This window comes from Gilliamella sp. CG35 (assembly GCF_046635745.1).
Lineage (GTDB): Bacteria > Pseudomonadota > Gammaproteobacteria > Enterobacterales > Orbaceae > Gilliamella > Gilliamella apicola_I.
On record NZ_JBIDFH010000004.1, the window covers coordinates 14,458 to 34,854 of the forward strand.

The following is a 20,397-nucleotide window of genomic DNA, read 5'->3' on the forward strand; positions in this document are numbered from 1 at the left end:
TTTGGTCAGTTATCGTGTACGAATGGTTGGAGCTATTTTATCTAATACACCGTTAACAAATTTGTGGCTATCAGCAGCACCAAACGTTTTTGTTAGATCGATTGCTTCATTAATCACGACTTTGTACGGTACATCTTGGCGTTTGGTTAATTCATATAGCGCAATTCGCAATATTGCTAATTCAATTAGACCTAGCTCTTCAACTGTACGTTCAGTGAGGTATGGCGCCATTTTATCATCTAACTCTGCTGTATTTTTACCCACCCCATTTAAGAGTTCTCGAAAATACTTGGAGTCAACGCCTTTCATATCTTGTTCTGCAATAAAACTGGTCTCAACATCGGCAAGATCATTTCGGGAAACTTGCCAAGAGTATATTGCTTGTACCGCACACTCTCTTGCTCGACGACGAGGATTGACTGATGCCACTAACTTACTCCTTAATTGCTTTAATAACGTTTAGCATTTCAAGCGCAGTTAATGCTGCTTCAGCACCTTTGTTACCCGCTTTTGTGCCTGCACGTTCAATAGCTTGTTCTATAGATTCAGTTGTTAAAATACCAAATCCAACTGGGATCGAATAATCTAGGCTTGCACTTAATAAACCAGAACTTGATTCGCCAGCAACAAAATCAAAATGCGCCGTACTACCTCGAATCACGGTTCCTAATGCAACTATTGCATCATATTTTTTGGATTGTGCTGCAACTTTTGCCGCTAGTGGGATCTCATAAGCACCAGGTACCCAAATGACTGTAATGTTTTTATCATCGACTTGCCCAATACGTTTTAATGCATCGGTAGCGCCATTAACAAGACTATCATTTATAAAATGATTAAAACGTGCCACAATAATGGCAACTTTTGCTTTTGGTGCGATAACTTTAGCTTCAATAGTTTGCATACTAATTCCTTATCAATTGATTTTTAAATGCAATTTCACTATCTTTATTCGTGAAAAAATAACTGCCAAATTGTATCACAAACTGCAGACTTCTCCTATTAGCAAATAGCGCTACGAGCAAGATCTTTACATCAAATATCTAAAAATAAGACTGTACTATTTTTAAAAATAATTTAATTAAGCTCATATTGTAGATAATCAATTTAGAATAATTGATGTTTTAAGACTGATCACTCATTTTAGTTTTTATTTTCAAGACGATGTTTTAATTGACCAGTCATGAAAAATAAAAAAATGAATGAGAATTAAATTTATTTTTTAGTACTTGCAAGCTATTTTGAAAGAATTACAATGGTGGCTAAATTTTTTATGAGGGTAAGATTAATGTATATTGATAATATTCGAAATGAGTTAAATGAAGCAGCTGATGTGTTAAATAAATTTATTTCAGATGATAAAAATTTAGAACATATTCAGCAAGCCGCTATATTATTGGCTGATTCGTTCAAACATGGTGGTAAAGTGCTATCATGTGGGAATGGCGGTTCTCACTGTGATGCTATGCATTTTGCAGAAGAGTTAACTGGACGTTATCGCAACAATCGCCCTGCTTATCCTGCAATAGCGATATCTGATGTTAGTCATATTTCGTGTGTAGGTAATGATTTTGGGTTTGATTCGATTTTTTCTCGGTATATCGAGGGTGTAGGTCAAAAAGGTGATGTACTACTAGGTATTTCTACCTCAGGTAACTCTGCTAATGTGCTAAAAGCAATTGAAGCAGCAAAACAAAAAGGGATGAAAGTGATTACGTTAACCGGTAAAGATGGCGGTAAAATGCATGGTCTTGCTGATGTGGATATTCGAGTTCCTCATTTTGGTTATGCTGATCGTGTTCAAGAAATTCATATTAAAGTGATTCATATTTTAATCATGCTAATCGAAAAAGAGATGAGCAAGTAAATGTGCGAATTATTGGGCATGAGTGCGAATGTGCCAACAGATATCTGTTTTAGTTTCACCAGTTTAGTCAAACGTGGTGGTGATAAGGGCCCGCATAAAGATGGGTGGGGTATTACTTTTTATGAAGATAAGGGGTGCCGTACATTTAAAGATCCTGAACCTTGCAGTTATTCGCCTATTGCCAAACTTGTTCAACAGTATCCAATAAAGTCAAAAGCAGTCATAGCCCACATTCGCCAAGCAAATCGAGGAGGCGTAGCACTTGAAAATACGCATCCTTTTACGCGTGAGTTATGGGGAAAAAATTGGACTTTTGCCCATAACGGGCAGCTAACAGCTTATGAAGATCTTGATATGGGGATATTTGAACCTGTAGGTCTGACTGATAGTGAATATGCATTTTGTTATCTCATTAATCAACTTCACAAGAAATATCCGCAAAAACCCAGTAATGATCTGGAAGTATTCAGCTATATTAAGCAATGCGCTGACAAACTAAGCCAACTTGGGGTATTTAATATGTTACTCTCTGACGGTCAATATGTTTTTGCTTATTGTTCAACTGACTTACATTGGATAACACGTAAAGCACCTTTCGGAAAAGCAAAACTTCTTGACGAAGATGTTGAAATTGATTTTCAAAAACACACTACGCCTAATGATATCGTCACAATCATTTCAACGTTGCCATTAACTTCTAATGAAACATGGTACAAGCTGAATACTGGAGAAGCGATTTTATTTAATAAAGGGGAAATTAATCCGTTTTCTTCATTTTAACTCACAATATTGAAACTTCATTTTAAATTAATACTGTAGAAAGCCGACAACTGTCAATTCGATTAGTATTAAAATTATTAAAGTTGCATATCAAAATCCGATTTTTATATCGAGCAACTAATATAAATAAACGGCGATAGGTATAAGCCAACAAACTTCGCCATAGCCAATTCGAATTAATTCAATCCCACGCAATAGTTTTACTTTTAAATTACTCTGATTTGTTGTTCAACATTCTCTTACAGGCTTGGCAATAAAAATACCTCATTTAAACAATGCAATTAAAAGTGGTACTACCGATAATGTTTTTGTAATACCAATAATCAGAATCCCAAAAGACATTAACAATAAAGCCGACATGTTAGACCCTCTTTTCTGTGGCAATATTTGCCCTTTCTGTTATGTAGTATTTGGGATTATATTGGCAATTATTTTAACCTTTCAGCTAAATAACCTTGATAGTCAGGAATTTCAATTTCTATTTCTTGCGTAAAAATGGAGGATTGAATCAGTGCATTAGCGGTTGCTTGATTAGTCGCAACCGGAATATTCCAGACCGTTGATAAACGAAGTAAAGCTTTGACATCAGGATCGTGTGGTACCGCATTGAGCGGATCCCAAAAAAAGATAAGAATATCAATTTTTCCTTCGGCAATTAATGCACCTATTTGTTGATCGCCACCCATAGGGCCACTAAGCATAGGTGTAATATTTAGACCTGTTTCTTGTTTAATTAATGTTCCCGTAGTTCCTGTACCACATAAATGATGATGAGAAAGCTCTTCTCGATTTTTTTTACACCAATTTAATAATGACTCTTTTAAGTGATCATGTGCGACTAAAGCAATATTTTTTTTAGCAGCTAACTGACGAGTGGTATAACGCATAATGTTGTCCTAATCTATTATTATTGCTGATGTTTTTAACAGAGTATCAATTAAAATTCAAGTTTTATTTGATTAAATTCGGGACAATAAAAAAGGCACCAAAGTGCCTTTAAAAAATATCAAATTGCAATTAATTAGAATTGATAGATTAAACCAAGTGCAACAGTATCTTTTGTTGTCGCTTTAATTTCTGATTTGCTAAATGTGCTGCTATCATATAATGCACGACGTGCACCGATATCATCTTTATCTAACAAGTTGATTTTATAATCTACAATAGCTTGTAAGTTTTTGTTGAATGCATAAGTTAAACCAACATCAACATATTTAACAAGGTCATTACCTTTAAGCCCTGCATCGCTAGAATAGCTAGAAGCATCTTTAACTTTGTGTTGGATATAAGCAACAGATGGAGTTAAACGACCAATATCAAAGTCGATTCCGTATTGAGCAACAATTTCAATACCTTTGGTTTTTAAGTCATCTGCATTGTGGTTAGATGATGCATTATCCCAACCATATTTTTGTTTGCCTTGAATATATAGCGCAGCTAAATAAACATTGTCATTGTCGTATTTGATACCTGCTGACCATGCTTTAGCATTTTTGTGACCACTAGTTTGAGTGTAACCAGCACCAACAGATAAACCAGTATCAAGCACATCCCAATCGATAACAGAACCCCATGCTTCCGCACTATCATGACCGTTGTTACGATTCACTGCATTGAAATGGCTAGTTGAGCTGTTATCACCGTTATCAGCATATTGAACAGCAAAGCGTAAACCATCAACTAAACCGAATAGATCAGTATTACGATAAGTTGCTACAGCTTTAGTACGTGCAGATAATGCATAAAGATCATTATTTGAAGCATCACCACCAAATTCTGGTAAAACGTCTGTATAAGAAGTTAAAGTTTTTAGCACACCGTCATTACGACCATAATCGAATGAACCAAAATCACCAAAATTCAAACCAGCAAATGCATAACGAGTTTCGTTGTCAGCATTTTTACCAGTTTTAGCTTCATATTCCCAACGTCCGTAACCAGATAACCAGTCAGTAACTTGAGTTTGACCTGACATACCTAAACGTGCAGTCGTTTTATCACCTTCGCCTGTTTGGTTGTTTCTGTCAGTAATATAGTTTAATGCATAAACTCGACCATAAAAATCGACTTTATTGCCGTCTTTATTCCACACTTCAATAGAAGCGTTTGCAGTACCTGCAATTAAAAGAGCAGGAATAGCGATTGCTAATAGATTACGTTTCATTTTGTTACCCTCATAGGTATTTATATTTTTAAAGATGCAAATTACTTTGCTCTCGGTTAATAAATAACTGCAAAATTAAGCAATTATATTATTACTGTGATATCTTGTATTAGATATAAGATTTCTGCTTACATTGCAGATAAACAATGCAAATAAGTAAATTTCTACGAAATTTAGTTTATTTTAGTACCTACAATAAATTTTTTTAAGCATAAAATGTTTTTTTGGGCGGGAATAAATTCAAAAGGCGATAAAAAAGACACCTAAGTGTCTTTTTTATAATTTAAGAAGAATTAGAATTGGTAGATTAAACCAACACCTAACACATCTTTTGTACCTGGAGTATTCGCTTTCTTATGACCACGATTATTAGTCGTATTCATCGCTGCACCAATGTCTTTATGGTCAAGTAGATTAAATTTATATTCTACGATAGCGCTGAAATTTTTGTTAAGATCATAAGTTGCACCTAAAGATACGTATTTAGCCATAGGTGAGCTATGAGATCCTGAACGGTAATGCGCTTTATTATCACCATCATAACCACTTGTTAGTTTATGTTGAACATAAGCTAAAGAAGGAGTTAAACGACCAACATCTAATTCAATGCCATATTGAGCAACTAATTCGATACCTTTAACTTTTTCATCTGCAATATGACCTTTATGATCGATATAACGATTTTTTAACTTGCTTTGGAAATAGTTAGCAGCTAAATATAAATTATAGTTATCGTATTTAATACCAGTAGCCCAAGTATTGTGACGTTGATCACTTGAAGTTGATTGAGCATAACCAATACCTGCAGTTAAGCCTGTGTCAAAAATGTTCCATTGAACGTTTGTACCCCAAGCTTCTCTTGATTCACCACGAATATTATCTTTAGTAAGTGAGTTATCACCATTATCAGCATATTGTACTGCAAAGCTGATATCATCATTTAAACCAAAGAAGTTATTGTTACGGTAAGTTGCTACAGCTTTAGTACGAGCAGAAAGCACGTTCCAATTGTTGTTTGCAGCGTCACCACCAAATTCTGGTAATACGTCAGTATATGCAGTAATTGCTTTTAATACGCCATCATTACGACCATAATCAAATGAACCGAAGTCACCAAAATTTAATCCAGCAAATGCATAACGAACTTCACTATGACCAGGTTTTTGATCATCTTTTCCAGATTTAGCTTCATATTCCCAACGACCATAACCAGATAACCAATCTGTGATTTGGGTTTGACCTGACATACCTAAACGAGCAGAAGTATCATCGCCTTCACCTGCTTGACCACGATCAGTGATGTGGTTAGCTGCTTTTACACGACCGTAAAAGTCTACTTTATTACCATCTTTGTTCCAAACTTCAATAGATGCATTTGCGCTAGCTGCAACTAAAAGTGCAGGAATAGCGATTGCTAATAGATTACGTTTCATTTCTTACCCTCATGGTTATTTATTAAAAGACACTAACTAAAAAGTTTAGTGCCTATTTATGTACAATGATTATTCATCCAAAAATAATATTACTATTATTTTCTTCCACTTTTTACAGTAGTGTAAATTATGTATAAAAATTTTTTAAAAGCAAGTGAACTTTTCGTTAATTTTGATGTCTAACCCCAAAAACGAAACCGTTTGATTATAATTTATACATATTTGCTAATTATCACTAATTTGCGTTTTATCATAAACATCCAAAAATGTTTGTTTATTTATACCAGTTAAAAATTTGCATTTCGTGGCGTTCTTGGGAAAGGAATCACATCCCTTACGTTTTGTACGCCAGTGACATAAACAATTAAGCGCTCAAATCCAAGACCGAATCCAGAATGGGGAACAGTACCATATCGACGTAAATCACGGTACCACCAATAATCTTCTTTTTTAAGCCCCATTTCGTCCATGCGCTTATCTAACATATCTAAACGCTCTTCACGTTGCGATCCGCCAATGATTTCGCCAATGCCTGGCGCTAACACATCCATTGCAGCAACCGTTTTACCATCGTCATTCATACGCATATAAAATGCTTTAATATCTTTTGGATAATTTTTAACAACGACAGGCGCTTTAAAATGCTGTTCAGCTAAATAACGTTCATGCTCTGACGCTAAATCGATTCCCCAACTCACTGGATTTTCAAATTTGGCATCACAGTTTTGTAAAATAGTAATGGCATCGGTGTAATCAACTTGAGCAAAATCGGCATTAATAAAGTTTTCTAAACGATTGATTGCTTCTTTATCAATATGCTGAGCAAAAAATTGCATATCATCAGCACGTTTTTCAAGCACGGTTTTAAAGACATACTTCAACATATCTTCTGCAAGTTTTGCATTATCATTTAAATCAGCAAACGCAACTTCAGGTTCCATCATCCAAAATTCAGCTAAATGGCGTGTTGTATTGGAATTTTCAGCTCTAAAAGTTGGCCCAAAAGTATAAACTTTAGACAATGCACAAGCGTACGTTTCTGCATTTAATTGTCCTGACACCGTTAAAAAAGCTTCTTTTCCGAAAAAATCTTTATCAAAATCGACTTTCCCCTTGTCAGTTTTAGGTAGATTTAACATATCAAGGGTGGATACACGGAACATTTCACCTGCACCTTCAGTATCTGATGCGGTAATAATTGGCGTAGAAAGCCAAAAAAAGCCTCGTTCATCAAAAAATTGGTGAATGGCTTGCGCTAATGTATGACGTACACGAGTAATCGCGCCAACAATGTTGGTTCTTGCTCTTAAATGAGCAACTTCTCGTAAATATTCAATTGAATGACGTTTAGCAGCCATTGGGTAAGTTTCAGGATCATCAACAAATCCATAAACCTCAACTTGTGTTGCTTGTAGCTCGTATTTTTGTCCTTGTCCCGGAGATTCAACAACTTTACCTGTTACTTTAACTGAACAACCTGCCGTTAACCGTAAAATATCTTGTTCATAATTTGGTAGATCTTTTTCTATAACAGCTTGAATGGGATCAAAGCACGAACCATCATAAACAGCTAGAAATGAAATACCGGCTTTCGAATCACGGCGCGTTCTTACCCAGCCTTGAACAGAAATAGTGCTACCAACAGCAATTTTGCCTTGTAACACATCAACAATAGGAGCAACTGAATTCATTTTAATTATCCATCTCTATATTAATTAAGTTAAATAGTATTAAAAATAATACAAGTATATTCTAAATGCCACTTAGTTACCTAACTTTAGTCTCAGTTGGCATTAAATTAAATTTTTAAATAAAACATTCATAATTTGATTCACGTTTTTTATAAAAATAAGTTTAATGATTAACGTTAAACGTTCTTTTTAATTCATTAATAAAAGCTAAATCTTGCGATATTGTTTTTCCTGGACTGTCTGACAATTTTGCAACAGACTGATTATTGCATTGCGTCAATTTCAATACGATATTTAAGGCTTTGGTATTTGCTTCAGTAGACGGAATATCACACGCCAGAAAGCCCCCGATACCAAAAGACAATTTTACTCGATGATGAAAATGTTGATAAATCTTTATCGCTTTGTCAAAAGTTAAACTATCGGAAAATACTAACATTTTTGTTTTAGGATCAATCCCTAATTGTTGGTAATGGGCAATCGCCTTTTCACCCCATTCAATCGAATCACCCGAATCATGGCGTAATCCTTGATAGTGATTAGCAAAGTAAGTATCAAAATCACGCAAAAATGCGTCCATGGTAATACAGTCTGTTAGGGCTACCCCCAAATCTTGAGGATATTCCTCTAACCAAACTTTAAGCGCTGTTTTTTGGCAATCTTGCAAAGTTGGGGTTAATCGCTGATGAGCTTGAAACCATTCATGTGCTTGAGTACCAACAGGGGTAAGTCCTAGTCGATAAGCCAGTAAATAGTTACTGGTACTATGAAAATTGTCAAAATGTTTTTTTAGGTAATCGACAACAGCTGATTGTACGGCAAATGAGTAACGCCTTCGGGTTCCAAAATCCATTAAATTAAAGCCCGACATATCCATATTTGCAGTTTGCTCGTTAAATCTTGTCAATTTATTTTTGAGTTGGGCTATAGCTTCCGACACGCCAATATTAGGAGAACGATCTCTATGTGCTATTTCGCTAATAACTGCCAGTAATGGGACTTCCCATAAAATTACATCCAACCACTTTCCTTCAATTCTTATATCAAGTCTTCCTTCTTGATTAGTTATCGTCAATAATTGACTATTAAAACGCCAATTCTTGAGCCAGTTTAAATAATCAGATTTAAAAAAGGAGATGCCAGATAGATATTGAAATTCATCATCGGAAAGCGTTAATGATTCCATTAATTTGACTTGATGTTTTATTTCATCAGCATATTGACCTAATAAATCATCACTTCTACAACGAAACTCCGCAACGACGGTGGTATCTGGGTAATGATGAAAAACGGCTTGCTGCATATGCAACTTATAAGCATCAGTATCTAAGATTGATGTAATTATAGCTGGTAACATGTCTTTTTGTTGTTAATACTCTAAAAAAATTCTAGAGATTATAGCAGAATAATATTGAAGATATAGATTAAATATATAATAACCTATCTTCATTAGGCTATAATATTAATAACAAACCAGATTAAATAGTATAACTTAACTATACTCAAAAGAATTAATTAAACATCACCAATAACGATAAGTGCAGTTGTGAAAATCATGCAATATTTATCGAATTTTAATTATTTATAAAAATAAAAGGCACAATAACTATGACAACGAATAATACCAAAACACAACCAACTGCAAAGTATCGACTGGACTATAAAGCACCCGATTTTACCATTACGGATATCGATCTTGATTTTAACTTATCCGCAGAAATCACAACAGTCACGGCTCGAAGCCATATTATACAAAAAAATGCTAAAGCCTCAGACTTAGTTTTAGATGGAGAAGACTTAACATTAATCGCTATCAATATCGATGAACAGCCTTGGCAGGATTATCACATTACCAACTCAGGCATTATTATTCATAATGTTCCTTCAGATGAATTTACACTAACCATTGTCAATGAAATAAAACCGATTGATAACACTGCACTAGAAGGATTGTATGTTTCTGGAGAAGCACTTTGTACACAATGTGAAGCTGAAGGTTTTCGTCATATCACATACTATTTAGATAGACCCGATGTTTTAGCGCGTTTTTCAACTCGTATTACCGCCAATAAACAACAATACCCATATCTGCTTTCTAATGGTAACCGCATTGCACAAGGAGAACTTTCAGACGGTCGTCATTGGGTACAATGGCAAGATCCATTTCCTAAACCCGCCTACTTGTTTGCATTGGTTGCCGGAGATTTTGATATTCTTAAAGATCAGTTTATAACTCGTTCAAACCGTAAAGTTGATCTGGAGATTTATGTTGATAAAGGCAATTTAGATCGTTCACATTGGGCAATGACCAGTTTAAAAAATGCTATGCGCTGGGATGAAACTCGTTTTGGATTAGAATATGACTTAGATATTTTTATGATTGTTGCCGTTGACTTTTTTAATATGGGCGCAATGGAAAACAAAGGTCTGAATATTTTCAACTCAAAATATGTTCTTGCCAAACCAGAAACGGCTACTGATGATGATTATTTAGGTATCGAAAGTGTTATTGGTCACGAATACTTTCATAATTGGACAGGTAATCGTGTTACTTGTCGTGATTGGTTTCAACTTAGCTTAAAAGAAGGTTTGACGGTTTTTCGTGATCAAGAGTTTAGCGCAGATATGGGCTCTAGAGCCGTTAAGCGAATTGATGATGTTAAAATCTTACGTAGTGTCCAATTTGCTGAAGATGCAAGTCCGATGTCCCATCCTATTCGTCCTGATCAAGTCATAGAAATGAATAATTTCTATACGGTAACTGTGTACGAAAAAGGGGCTGAAGTGATACGAATGATGCATACCTTGTTAGGCGAAGATAAGTTTCAAGCTGGCATGAAACGCTATTTTGAACGTCATGACGGAAGTGCAGCAACTTGCGATGACTTTGTCGCTGCGATGCAAGATGCTTCAGGCATTGATTTAACACAATTCAAATTATGGTACAGCCAATCAGGTACACCAGAATTAACCATTACAGATAGCTATGATGAAAAAAGCAAACACTATTATTTAACTATCGAACAAAACACGCCTGCAACCTTAGATCAAGCTGAAAAGAAAGCTTTGCATATCCCTGTTGATATTGAATTATATCAACATAACGGCGAAATCATTAAACTTGAGCATAACCAACTGCCAATTCATCACGTTTTAAATTTAACACAAGCAAAACAACAATTTGTTTTCGATAACGTGAATGAAAAACCGATTATTTCATTATTACGTGATTTTTCTGCACCGGTAAAAATGACCTATGATTATCAAGATAGTGATTTGATTTTTTTGATGCAACATGCAACCAATGCGTTTAGTCGTTATGATGCTGCGCAAATGCTATTAATTAAATATATTCGGGAAAATGTTAAAAATTATCAAGATAATCGACAACTAAGCCTTCCTGATTCAGTTATCGATGCATTTAGAGCAATATTATTATCCGAATCAACAGATCCCTCTCTTATTGCCCAAATCATCACTTTACCTTCGGAAAATGAACTAGCCAATTTATTTAGTGTCGTTGACCCAATAGCCATCTATCAAGTCCGCCTGTTTTTATTAACGTGTTTTGGTAATGCACTTTATGATGAATTAACCGCAGTTTACCGTCACAATAAAATCGAAAATTATCGGATTGAACATGAAGATATTGCTAAACGCTCATTAAAAAATGCCTGTTTGATGCTTTTAGCCCATGCCGATGAGAAATCACAAGCAAATCATCTGGTTCATCAACAATATTATCAAGCAGACAATATGACAGATACCATCGCTGCATTAACAGTTGCTGTTAAAGCTCAGCTTGATTGTCATCAAGAACTTTTAGCCGATTTTGATAATAAATGGCATCAAGACGGATTAGTGATGGATAAGTGGTTAGCTTTGAATGCATCGAGTCCAGAAAAAAATGCACTTTCAACGGTGAAAAAACTTTTAACTCATCGATCCTTTTCGCTCAGTAATCCCAATCGGATTCGCGCTTTAATCGGTGCTTTTGTTAATAATAATCCTGTAGCTTTCCATGCAACTGATGGGAGTGGATATCAATTTTTAGTCGAAATATTAATGGAATTAAATCAAAAAAATCCGCAGGTTGCGGCAAGATTGATCGATCCATTAATCAGATTGAAACGTTATGATCAACAACGTCAGCAACAAATGCGTCAAGCACTTGAAACCTTATTAAAACTGGATCATTTATCAAAAGACTTATATGAAAAAATTAGCAAAGCTTTAGCTGCATAACACTCAACACATCATCCTGTTTTCCTCGAACAGGATGATGTTAAAATCATTTGAAACTTGATATGTTTTTGCTTTATATTCAGACACAAATAAAACATCCAATTTTTTACCATTACTTAACAATATTAAAAATCATGACCAACATAAAATCTATTACACCGACAGAAGTTGCAGAAAAATTAAATCAGAAACATCCTCTATTTTTACTTGATGTACGTGAATCTAACGAAGTAGCCATATGCCGCCTTGAAAATTCCGTCCATATTCCAATGAATCTTATCCCACTTTATTTAGATAAAATACCCGATGAAATCGACATTGTACTTTACTGTCACCACGGAGTTCGGAGCCTTAATGTTGCCAATTATTTAGCTGAAAATGGTTTTGATACTGATTATCTTTATAATCTTAGTGGTGGGATTGATGCTTGGGCATTAACCGTTGACACGCAAATGCCAAGATATTAAATGCCCGCCTTCACAACGGGCACATTTTGGATTTTATTCTTGTGGCATCACCCAATAACCATTTTGATTGTGAGCTTGCATATAATCCTTAAATTGTTGGGATTGATAAATACGTTTGACATCCTGCGCCCATTGACTGTTTTCATTACCTTCATTCACCACAACCATAATTTCTAAATCGGGGACAATGGTTTCCAAAAGCAATGCTTTGCTTGAATCAATGTTGGCCGAATAAACAATACTCCCCGGAATGACAGCAAAATCAAGCTCATTAAGAACTCTAGGAATATTTGCCGAATCCATTTCAATAATATCGATGCCCTCTAAGTTTTCAGCGATATCATTTTTACTCGCTAAAATAGGATTCGTATTTTCTTTCAATTTAATCCATCCTGCTTTTTCAAGTAAATTATAAGACCGTGCAGCATTTGAAGCATCTTGAGGAATCGCCACTTTAGCCCCTGAAAAAACCTTATCTAATGATTGATACTTATTAGAGAAAATCGCCGCGGGTACGGATGGCACATGCACAACTGGCTTTAAATTAGCTTTGCGTTGGGCATTAAATACATTCATATAAGCAGTATGTTGTGCAACGGTTAAATCAATGCTTCCTTCACTCAATGCCACATCCGATTCTAATAAATGTGGAAAATTAACCAATTTAACTTTATATCCTTCTGATTCAAGAATAGGTTTTACCGCATCTCTAAAAAGATCATTATATGGACCGGGTGATACCCCCATACTAATCTCTTTTTTGGTTTGATTATTAGCTTGTTTTGAGGAATTATCACAAGCGCTCATTAAACATGCAGAACTAAATAAAACCACAATAGCAATATGTTGTAAGAATTTATGTTTGATAAAACCATTTTTCATTTGAGTTACCCTTTATCGGCTATCGACATTTGTTTTACTCTAGCACAGAAATAATGGTTTATTTATTCCAAGTAATTCTATCTTATAACTTTTTGGAATAAGATATAAAAAACGATTATTAGGTTGAAAAATTAAGCTGTGCTAACGTTAAAAACATCTCATAATCATTTTTTGGATATATTATGCATCAGCCCATTGCACAAACTATTCATCAACTTTTTGTTACATTACATCAAAATCCTGAGCTTTCAAATCAAGAATTCGAAACGACTAAAATATTGAAAACCTATTTAGAAAAAGCAAACATTAAAATAATAGAATTAGGTGCTAAAACGGGGGTCATTGCCGAAATTGGAACAGGCTCCCCTATTCTGGCTTTACGAGCTGATATTGATGCGTTACCCATCCATGAACAAACAAATTGTGATTATCGTTCCCAAAATAAAAATGTTATGCACGCTTGTGGGCATGATGTACATGCCTCAATTTTGATGGGAGCGGCTTATCTTTTAAAAGAACACGAAAAAGATTTAACAGGGACCATTCGTTTACTATTCCAACCTGCGGAAGAAAACTTTAGTGGAGCTCTACAGTTTATCAAAATTGGGGCATTAAAAGGAGTCGATGCCATACTCGGTTTACACAACAACCCTAATTTAACCATTAATCAAATGGCATCACGAGCTGGCCCTTTTTCAGCTAATGTCGATCGCATTGAAATTACCATAACCGGTGTTGGAGCACATGCAGCAAGACCTGAATCGGGTATTGATCCTATTGTTATTGGTGCACAAATTGTAAACGCCATACAAACTATTTCAAGTCGTTCTGTAAGTGGTCTTGATGCTGTAATTGTCAGCATTACTAAATTTGAAGGTGGAAATACTTGGAACGTGATACCTGAAAAGGTTGAAATGGAAGGCACGGTAAGAACTCTTACACCGCAAATCAGAGCTAAAGTCAAACAACAGTTAAGGTCTATTATTGAACATATTGCTATTGCAATGGGCGCAAAAGCTGAATTAAAATGGTTCGAAGGCCCTCCTTCAATCATAAATGTAGAAAATTGGGTCGAGCTTGCAAAAAATATTGCAAGACAAGAAGGTTATGAAATCATTGATTTTCAACCTCAATTAGGCGGTGAAGATTTTGCCCATTATTTACATCATGTACCGGGCGCATTTATTAACCTTGGTTCTCAAAGCCCTTATGCACTTCACCACCCTAAATTTCAAATTAATCCTGACATGATAATACCTGCAGCAAACTATTTAGCTAAACTTGCCAAACAAGCGCTTATCCAAATAGACCAAAGTTAATAGGGACGCAAGAATGATTAGATTTGAAAATGTATCCAAGCAATATGAGCGAAACGGCATCACCACTCAAGCCTTAGACAAGATCAACTTAACTATTGATAAAGGGGATATTTTTGGCATCATTGGTTATAGTGGTGCAGGTAAAAGCACTTTAGTTCGTTTAATTAATTACCTTGAAAAACCGACACAAGGTCAAGTGATCGTACAAAATCAAATTTTAAATCAACTATCCAGTTCTGATTTACGCCAAGTTAGGCGAAAGATCGGCATGATATTTCAGCACTTTAATTTACTTGAATCAAAAACCGTTTATGAAAACATTGCTATTCCTTTAATTCTAATCAAAAAAGATAAACATACGATTAAACAAAAAGTAAATGAATTATTAGAATTTGTTGGATTAAGTGACAAAGCAGATAGTTATCCTAAAGAGCTGTCTGGTGGACAAAAACAGCGAATCGGCATAGCAAGAGCGTTAGCTAACGATCCTGATATTTTACTCTGTGATGAGGCGACTTCGGCACTTGATCCTCAAACTACACGAGCAATCTTAGATTTAATCAAAAAAATCAATGAAAAATATAAAATAACGGTAGTTTTAATCACTCACGAAATGCATGTTATTGAACAAATTTGCCATAAGGTAGCCGTAATGGAAAAAGGTAAAATTATTGAACAAGGCAACGTGCTGGATGTATTTGGACACCCACAACACCAAACAACTCGAAATTTTGTCAATTCAGTCATTAGTAATCAAATCCCAAAGGGTGTTGTTGAAAATTTGTTAGAGCTAGAAGGCAAAAAAGACAATATTAAACTATTTAAACTTGAATTTTTAGGTCGCTCAGCTTCAGAGCCTGTTATCAACTCACTCATTTTAAAACAAATTGTTGTCGTTAATATTCTATTTGCTCATATGTCTGAAATTGAAAAAACGGTTTTAGGCAGTATGTTTATTCAGTTAAAAGGTAACGATAGCAATATCCAAGAAGCCGTACAATTCCTTCGAGAACATGGCGTACAAGTTACTGAAATAAACCACTGGGAGGAAAACTAAATGCAAATTTTCACCAATATCCTTGAATATTTCAAAGCTAATATTTCAACCACCGTGACAGTTGAGCAATTTATCCAAGCGAGTTATGAAACATTTTATATGGTGTTTTTCGCTTTAATACTGGGTTCATTAATTGGTATTTCACTCGGTGTTTGTTTAGTGACAACTCGCCCAGGAGGATTGCTTGAAAATAATCGAATATATCGGATTATGAATCCTATTATTAATTTAGTTCGTTCGCTACCTTTTATTATTTTACTAGTGGCAATTGTCCCTTTTACTAAATTTATTGTGGGTAGTTCGATTGGTACAACAGCAGCTATCGTGCCTTTAACATTTTATGTCGCCCCTTACATTGCTCGCTTAGTTGAAAATTCTTTACTTGAAGTAAACAGTGGCATTATTGAAGCCGCTGAATCAATGGGGGCAACACCAATCCAGATCATTTGGTACTTTATATTACCTGAAGCATTTAGTTCATTGATTTTAACCCTAACCACTGCCACTATCGGCTTAATTGGAGCGACAGCAATGGCGGGTGCAGTTGGCGCAGGCGGTATTGGTGACTTAGCCATTTCATATGGTTATCAACGTTTTGATACCACAGTTACCTATATTTGCGTGGTCATTTTAGTTATTGTGATTCAATTGGTGCAAAGCACAGGTAATTTTTTAGCTCGCAAAGCAAGGCATGAATAAATCAGAATATGTGATTATTATTTGAACCGATTAGAAACGCAGCTTAATGCCAGACTAAAAAATGATTTAACACGCTAAAAACCTTATTTAGTTTTTTTGACTATTACAAATCAAGATTCAGTGATTTTTAATTAAAAAATGCTTTTTACCTTAAGCATTACCATAATATAAGGATTGACAATATGTTTTATCGATTTCTTTATTTGCCATTATCAAGTAAAATAACGTTAATTTTAATTAATTAAGGTAGTGTAGGAATCATAGTGACTGACTCATTACAGCAAAATTTGGTTGAAATTCATGATATGTCATTTTATCGAGGAACAAGACCAATTTATAAAAATATGAGCTTGAATGTCCCAAAAGGCAAAGTGACAGCGATTATGGGGCCTTCAGGTATTGGTAAAACCACGCTACTGCGTCTAATCGGTGGTCAATTAAAACCTCAATCAGGAAAAATATTATTCGATGGTGAAGATATTCCAAGTATGTCTCGCGCCCGACTCTATGAAGTTAGAAAACGCATGAGCATGCTATTCCAATCTGGCGCACTATTTACCGATCTTTCTGTTTTCGATAATGTTGCCTACCCGATTCGTGAACACCTTGATTTACCTGAGCCTGTATTACACAATTTAGTATTGATGAAACTCCAGTCTGTTGGTCTTCGAGGCGCCGCCCATATGATGCCGTCAGAATTATCCGGAGGTATGGCAAGGCGAGCCGCGCTAGCCAGAGCCATTGCCCTTGACCCTGATTTAATTATGTTTGATGAACCTTTTGCCGGTCAAGACCCAATCTCAATGGGCGTCATTGTTAAATTAATCTCAGAAATCAATCAATCGCTTGGATTAACCTGTATTGTTGTCAGTCATGATGTGAATGAAGTTCTTAGTATTGCGGACTATGCTTACATCGTTGCTGAACAACACATTATTGCAGGCGGAACCTCACAGCAATTACGCGAAAATGACGACTTGCGTGTAAAACAATTTCTTGAAGGCTTAGCTGATGGACCAGTCCCTTTTCATTATCCCGCTGATGACTATAAATTAGACCTAAGCCGAGGTATATAACATATGTTTAATTTACTTGAAAGATTGGGAAAATGGTTAATTAATCTTATCGCTTTAATGGGGCGTTCAGGGATGATGCTTTTTGGAGCACTCATTGGACGTCCACAATTTGCGAAACAGTTCCCATTACTGGTCAAACAATTTTATTTTGTTGGCGTACAATCTTTAACGATTATTATTGTATCTGGACTTTTTATTGGTATGGTGCTTGCACTACAAGGTTATTTTATCTTAACCACATTTGGTGCTGAGGCAAGTTTAGGTATGATGGTTGCGCTGGCTTTATTGCGTGAACTAGGCCCTGTTGTTGCTGGATTATTATTTGCTGGACGTGCCGGGTCGGCGTTAACAGCTGAAATTGGTCTCATGAAAGCTACCGAACAACTATCAAGCATGGAAATGATGGCAGTCGATCCCTTACGGCGTATTATTGCACCCCGTTTCTGGGCTGGATTTTTCTCTATGCCGTTTTTAACGGCTATTTTTGTCGCAGTTGGTATTTTAGGTGGTGTATTAGTTGGCGTTGATTGGAAAGGTATTGATGCAGGATTTTTTTGGTCTTCCATTCAAAGTAATGTTGACTGGTGGCATGATTTAGGCAACTGTTTTGTAAAAAGTTTTGCCTTTGCAATTGCCAGTACTTGGATTGCACTTTTTAATGGTTACGATTGCGTACCAACATCTGAAGGAATTAGTCGAGCAACTACCAATACAGTTGTTTATTCATCATTAGTTATTTTGGGGTTAGATTTTATTTTAACCGCATTAATGTTTAGTCATTGAGGTCATTAAACATGAGTCGTAAAGTCGAAATTACAGTTGGATTATTCATGGTACTAGTCATTTGCTCAGTACTATTTTTATGTTTTCGCGTTACCGATCCTACATCTTTTACTAGCCATAATTCATATCGAGTATACGCCGTATTTGACAATATTGGCGGATTAAAAGTTAGATCACCAATCAAAATTGGTGGGGTGGTAATTGGGCGAATAACCAATATTAGCTTAACATCATCAGGAAGTGATATTTATAAACCGTATGTAACAATGGATATCGATAGTCAGTACAATAAAATTCCAAGCTCCAGCTCGCTATCAATCAAAACCTCAGGAATTTTAGGTGAACAATTTATTGATATCAATTTGGGGTTAGATCAATCGACCGAATTCGCCATTGACGCATTAGATGCCCCTGATGCCACTAATACAACGGCTCAAAAAAATGACAAACCACCTTATTTTCAAGAAGGATTTGTTGTTAGCAATACTAAACCAGCAATGGTGTTAGAAGATTTAATTGGTCAGTTTCTTTATAGTATGGGTGATTCATCAAATAAAGAAAAGAAACAAAATACGCAAGATACAAATGAACAGTAAGGAGTTGTCATTATGTTAACCAAATTTAAGCAAACTATTTTTTTAATTTTCGCTTTAGCAGTTAGTATGTCAGCTTTTGCTGAAAATAATCCTTATGATGAAATGCAAGTGGCCGCTGACAAAATTTTTAGTACCATGAAAGCACAACAATCAGCAATCAAATCAAATCCTAATTTGCTCAAAGATATTGTGAAATCTGACCTATTGCCTTATGTACAAGTCAAATATGCGGGTGCGCTAATTCTAGGCAACGCCTATAAAGATGCGACCGATGCGCAACGTACAGCCTATTTTAATGCTTTTGAAAACTATCTCGTTCAAGCTTTTGCGCAAGCATTATCTATGTATAATGGGCAATCTTACCAAGTTGAAAAAGCAAAAGATTTAACTGGAAAAACATTAATTTCTATTCGAGTATTATTAAATCAACCAGACAAAGGTCAACAACCATTACGTATTGATTTTCAATGGCGAAAGAACTCGGTGACGGGTGAATGGAAAGCTTACGATTTAATTGCCGAAGGGGTAAGTATGATTACTACCAAGCAAAATGAATGGTCAACTATTTTAAGACAAAATGGTATTGATGCATTAACGAAGCAATTAAATGATCTTTCCAATCGTAAAATAGACCCGAATCAAAAACCTAAAGGTTAACTTAACATGTCACGAATCACAACCGAAAAGCAACAAGATATATTATATCTAAAGGGTGAGCTTGATGCTCACTCCTTAAGTGATATATGGTCAATACAAAATACACTATTAAAAGAGGTGAAAAAAATTGATGTGGCACAGCTGATTCGTGTTGACTCTTCGGGACTTGCCACACTTGTCTATTTTTGTAATAAATATAATGTTACTTTAGACAGTGTGAATCCTCAGTTACTTACTTTAATTGCGCTTTATGATTTACAACCAGTGATACTAAAATAAGTTACGCTCATCTTTAATCAAAAGACAAATTAAGATAATATGAATAATATTCAACATAAAATCACAAAAAATAATGAGTTTTAATAATGGACAAACAGCAAATAATAGATAAATTAAAAAGTTCACTTGATCTTGAGGAAGTGCATGTCATGACTAATGATGGTAGTCATTTTCAGGTCATTGCTATTGGTGAATTATTTGCAGATCTAAGCAGAGTAAAAAAGCAACAAGCTATTTATGCTCCTCTCGCAGAATTTATTAATGATAACCGTATTCATGCCTTATCAATTAAAACTTATACTCCAACAGAATGGCAACGTGAGCGGAAATTAATGGGATTATAGCGCCCTCTTCATCAAAACTAAATGAATGGCTATTTCCATAACCTGATGTTCTATAAAA

At 35.3% G+C, this 20,397-nt stretch carries 21 protein-coding genes; 13 read left to right on the plus strand and 8 right to left on the minus strand.

The window, feature by feature from the left end:
- Positions 1-9: 9 nt before the first annotated feature.
- Entirely contained in the window at positions 10-429 is a 420-nt protein-coding gene (gene nusB, locus ACGH4F_RS02625; protein ID WP_065558858.1) for a transcription antitermination factor NusB, read from the minus strand.
- Between the two features lie 4 nt (positions 430-433).
- Positions 434-904 (minus strand): 6,7-dimethyl-8-ribityllumazine synthase, encoded by a 471-nt coding sequence (gene ribE / locus ACGH4F_RS02630; protein WP_411589901.1) that lies wholly within the window; start codon positions 902-904, stop codon positions 434-436.
- Between the two features lie 384 nt (positions 905-1,288).
- On the opposite strand from ribE, the gene lpcA reads away from it, so the two are divergent.
- Both lpcA and ACGH4F_RS02640 read left to right on the plus strand, forming a co-directional pair.
- Positions 1,289-1,867 (plus strand): D-sedoheptulose 7-phosphate isomerase, encoded by a 579-nt coding sequence (gene lpcA, locus ACGH4F_RS02635; protein WP_267352312.1) that lies wholly within the window; start codon positions 1,289-1,291, stop codon positions 1,865-1,867.
- Positions 1,868-2,647, plus strand: a complete 780-nt coding sequence (locus tag ACGH4F_RS02640) for a class II glutamine amidotransferase (protein WP_267380851.1) — start codon at positions 1,868-1,870, stop codon at positions 2,645-2,647.
- A gap of 428 nt (positions 2,648-3,075) precedes the next feature.
- Here the strand turns inward: ACGH4F_RS02640 and ACGH4F_RS02645 are convergent, their stop codons facing one another.
- The 5 genes from ACGH4F_RS02645 to pncB form a co-directional block, all read right to left on the minus strand.
- Positions 3,076-3,534 (minus strand): methylglyoxal synthase, encoded by a 459-nt coding sequence (locus ACGH4F_RS02645; RefSeq protein ID WP_267352314.1) that lies wholly within the window; start codon positions 3,532-3,534, stop codon positions 3,076-3,078.
- Between the two features lie 134 nt (positions 3,535-3,668).
- Positions 3,669-4,811: a porin gene (locus ACGH4F_RS02650; protein WP_267352315.1), complete on the minus strand. Its 1,143-nt coding sequence runs from the start codon at positions 4,809-4,811 to the stop codon at positions 3,669-3,671.
- 293 nt (positions 4,812-5,104) lie between these two features.
- A complete protein-coding gene (locus tag ACGH4F_RS02655; RefSeq protein ID WP_065558864.1) occupies positions 5,105-6,244 on the minus strand; it encodes a porin in 1,140 nt (379 codons plus the stop codon).
- Between the two features lie 287 nt (positions 6,245-6,531).
- Positions 6,532-7,935, minus strand: coding sequence for an asparagine--tRNA ligase (gene asnS, locus ACGH4F_RS02660; protein ID WP_065558865.1), 1,404 nt, complete (start codon positions 7,933-7,935; stop codon positions 6,532-6,534).
- Positions 7,936-8,098: 163 nt separating this feature from the next.
- Entirely contained in the window at positions 8,099-9,292 is a 1,194-nt protein-coding gene (gene pncB / locus ACGH4F_RS02665) for a nicotinate phosphoribosyltransferase (protein ID WP_411589902.1), read from the minus strand.
- 251 nt (positions 9,293-9,543) lie between these two features.
- On the opposite strand from pncB, the gene pepN reads away from it, so the two are divergent.
- Together pepN and ACGH4F_RS02675 are read left to right on the plus strand one after the other, a co-directional pair.
- Positions 9,544-12,180, plus strand: coding sequence for an aminopeptidase N (pepN, locus tag ACGH4F_RS02670; protein WP_411589903.1), 2,637 nt, complete (start codon positions 9,544-9,546; stop codon positions 12,178-12,180).
- Between the two features lie 134 nt (positions 12,181-12,314).
- Complete coding sequence (locus tag ACGH4F_RS02675; protein WP_411589904.1) at positions 12,315-12,647, plus strand: rhodanese-like domain-containing protein; 333 nt, start codon at positions 12,315-12,317, stop codon at positions 12,645-12,647.
- A gap of 33 nt (positions 12,648-12,680) precedes the next feature.
- Here ACGH4F_RS02675 and ACGH4F_RS02680 read toward each other — a convergent pair whose 3' ends face one another.
- Complete coding sequence (locus ACGH4F_RS02680; protein WP_411589905.1) at positions 12,681-13,529, minus strand: MetQ/NlpA family ABC transporter substrate-binding protein; 849 nt, start codon at positions 13,527-13,529, stop codon at positions 12,681-12,683.
- A gap of 182 nt (positions 13,530-13,711) precedes the next feature.
- Here ACGH4F_RS02680 and ACGH4F_RS02685 point away from each other — a divergent pair, with 182 nt between their 5' ends.
- The 9 genes from ACGH4F_RS02685 to ACGH4F_RS02725 all read left to right on the plus strand — a co-directional run bounded on the left by ACGH4F_RS02685 (position 13,712) and on the right by ACGH4F_RS02725 (position 20,339).
- Positions 13,712-14,848 (plus strand): amidohydrolase, encoded by a 1,137-nt coding sequence (locus tag ACGH4F_RS02685; RefSeq protein ID WP_411589906.1) that lies wholly within the window; start codon positions 13,712-13,714, stop codon positions 14,846-14,848.
- 13 nt (positions 14,849-14,861) lie between these two features.
- Positions 14,862-15,905: a methionine ABC transporter ATP-binding protein gene (locus tag ACGH4F_RS02690; RefSeq protein WP_411589907.1), complete on the plus strand. Its 1,044-nt coding sequence runs from the start codon at positions 14,862-14,864 to the stop codon at positions 15,903-15,905.
- Positions 15,906-16,604 carry a methionine ABC transporter permease gene (locus ACGH4F_RS02695; protein WP_267380858.1) on the plus strand — a complete coding sequence of 233 codons (699 nt, stop codon included), beginning with the start codon at positions 15,906-15,908 and terminating at the stop codon, positions 16,602-16,604. It abuts the gene before it with no gap.
- A gap of 263 nt (positions 16,605-16,867) precedes the next feature.
- Positions 16,868-17,680, plus strand: coding sequence for a phospholipid ABC transporter ATP-binding protein MlaF (gene mlaF / locus ACGH4F_RS02700; RefSeq protein ID WP_267361458.1), 813 nt, complete (start codon positions 16,868-16,870; stop codon positions 17,678-17,680).
- Positions 17,681-17,683: 3 nt separating this feature from the next.
- Positions 17,684-18,463, plus strand: coding sequence for a lipid asymmetry maintenance ABC transporter permease subunit MlaE (mlaE, locus tag ACGH4F_RS02705; protein ID WP_065558871.1), 780 nt, complete (start codon positions 17,684-17,686; stop codon positions 18,461-18,463).
- Positions 18,464-18,474: 11 nt separating this feature from the next.
- Positions 18,475-19,059 carry an outer membrane lipid asymmetry maintenance protein MlaD gene (mlaD, locus tag ACGH4F_RS02710; protein ID WP_267352325.1) on the plus strand — a complete coding sequence of 195 codons (585 nt, stop codon included), beginning with the start codon at positions 18,475-18,477 and terminating at the stop codon, positions 19,057-19,059.
- 12 nt (positions 19,060-19,071) lie between these two features.
- Entirely contained in the window at positions 19,072-19,716 is a 645-nt protein-coding gene (gene mlaC, locus ACGH4F_RS02715; protein ID WP_411589909.1) for a phospholipid-binding protein MlaC, read from the plus strand.
- A 6-nt stretch (positions 19,717-19,722) separates the two neighbouring features.
- The gene (locus ACGH4F_RS02720) at positions 19,723-19,995 is read left to right on the plus strand and encodes an STAS domain-containing protein (protein ID WP_065558874.1); all 273 of its coding nucleotides are present in this window, start codon (positions 19,723-19,725) and stop codon (positions 19,993-19,995) included.
- An 86-nt stretch (positions 19,996-20,081) separates the two neighbouring features.
- Positions 20,082-20,339 carry a BolA family protein gene (locus ACGH4F_RS02725; RefSeq protein WP_220216609.1) on the plus strand — a complete coding sequence of 86 codons (258 nt, stop codon included), beginning with the start codon at positions 20,082-20,084 and terminating at the stop codon, positions 20,337-20,339.
- Positions 20,340-20,397: the final 58 nt, after the last annotated feature.

Coding starts and splice junctions, on each gene's coding strand:
- ribE (WP_411589901.1), bottom strand. CDS start 904: ATGCAAACTATTGAAGCTAAAGTTATCGCACCAAAAGCAAAAGTTGCC.
- ACGH4F_RS02655 (WP_065558864.1), bottom strand. CDS start 6,244: ATGAAACGTAATCTATTAGCAATCGCTATTCCTGCACTTTTAGTTGCA.
- asnS (WP_065558865.1), bottom strand. CDS start 7,935: ATGAATTCAGTTGCTCCTATTGTTGATGTGTTACAAGGCAAAATTGCT.
- ACGH4F_RS02685 (WP_411589906.1), top strand. CDS start 13,712: ATGCATCAGCCCATTGCACAAACTATTCATCAACTTTTTGTTACATTA.
- mlaD (WP_267352325.1), top strand. CDS start 18,475: ATGAGTCGTAAAGTCGAAATTACAGTTGGATTATTCATGGTACTAGTC.
- ACGH4F_RS02640 (WP_267380851.1), top strand. CDS start 1,868: ATGTGCGAATTATTGGGCATGAGTGCGAATGTGCCAACAGATATCTGT.
- ACGH4F_RS02720 (WP_065558874.1), top strand. CDS start 19,723: ATGTCACGAATCACAACCGAAAAGCAACAAGATATATTATATCTAAAG.
- pepN (WP_411589903.1), top strand. CDS start 9,544: ATGACAACGAATAATACCAAAACACAACCAACTGCAAAGTATCGACTG.
- ACGH4F_RS02680 (WP_411589905.1), bottom strand. CDS start 13,529: ATGAAAAATGGTTTTATCAAACATAAATTCTTACAACATATTGCTATT.
- ACGH4F_RS02675 (WP_411589904.1), top strand. CDS start 12,315: ATGACCAACATAAAATCTATTACACCGACAGAAGTTGCAGAAAAATTA.
- mlaC (WP_411589909.1), top strand. CDS start 19,072: ATGTTAACCAAATTTAAGCAAACTATTTTTTTAATTTTCGCTTTAGCA.
- ACGH4F_RS02650 (WP_267352315.1), bottom strand. CDS start 4,811: ATGAAACGTAATCTATTAGCAATCGCTATTCCTGCTCTTTTAATTGCA.
- pncB (WP_411589902.1), bottom strand. CDS start 9,292: ATGTTACCAGCTATAATTACATCAATCTTAGATACTGATGCTTATAAG.
- ACGH4F_RS02645 (WP_267352314.1), bottom strand. CDS start 3,534: ATGCGTTATACCACTCGTCAGTTAGCTGCTAAAAAAAATATTGCTTTA.
- lpcA (WP_267352312.1), top strand. CDS start 1,289: ATGTATATTGATAATATTCGAAATGAGTTAAATGAAGCAGCTGATGTG.
- ACGH4F_RS02695 (WP_267380858.1), top strand. CDS start 15,906: ATGCAAATTTTCACCAATATCCTTGAATATTTCAAAGCTAATATTTCA.
- mlaE (WP_065558871.1), top strand. CDS start 17,684: ATGTTTAATTTACTTGAAAGATTGGGAAAATGGTTAATTAATCTTATC.
- ACGH4F_RS02725 (WP_220216609.1), top strand. CDS start 20,082: ATGGACAAACAGCAAATAATAGATAAATTAAAAAGTTCACTTGATCTT.
- ACGH4F_RS02690 (WP_411589907.1), top strand. CDS start 14,862: ATGATTAGATTTGAAAATGTATCCAAGCAATATGAGCGAAACGGCATC.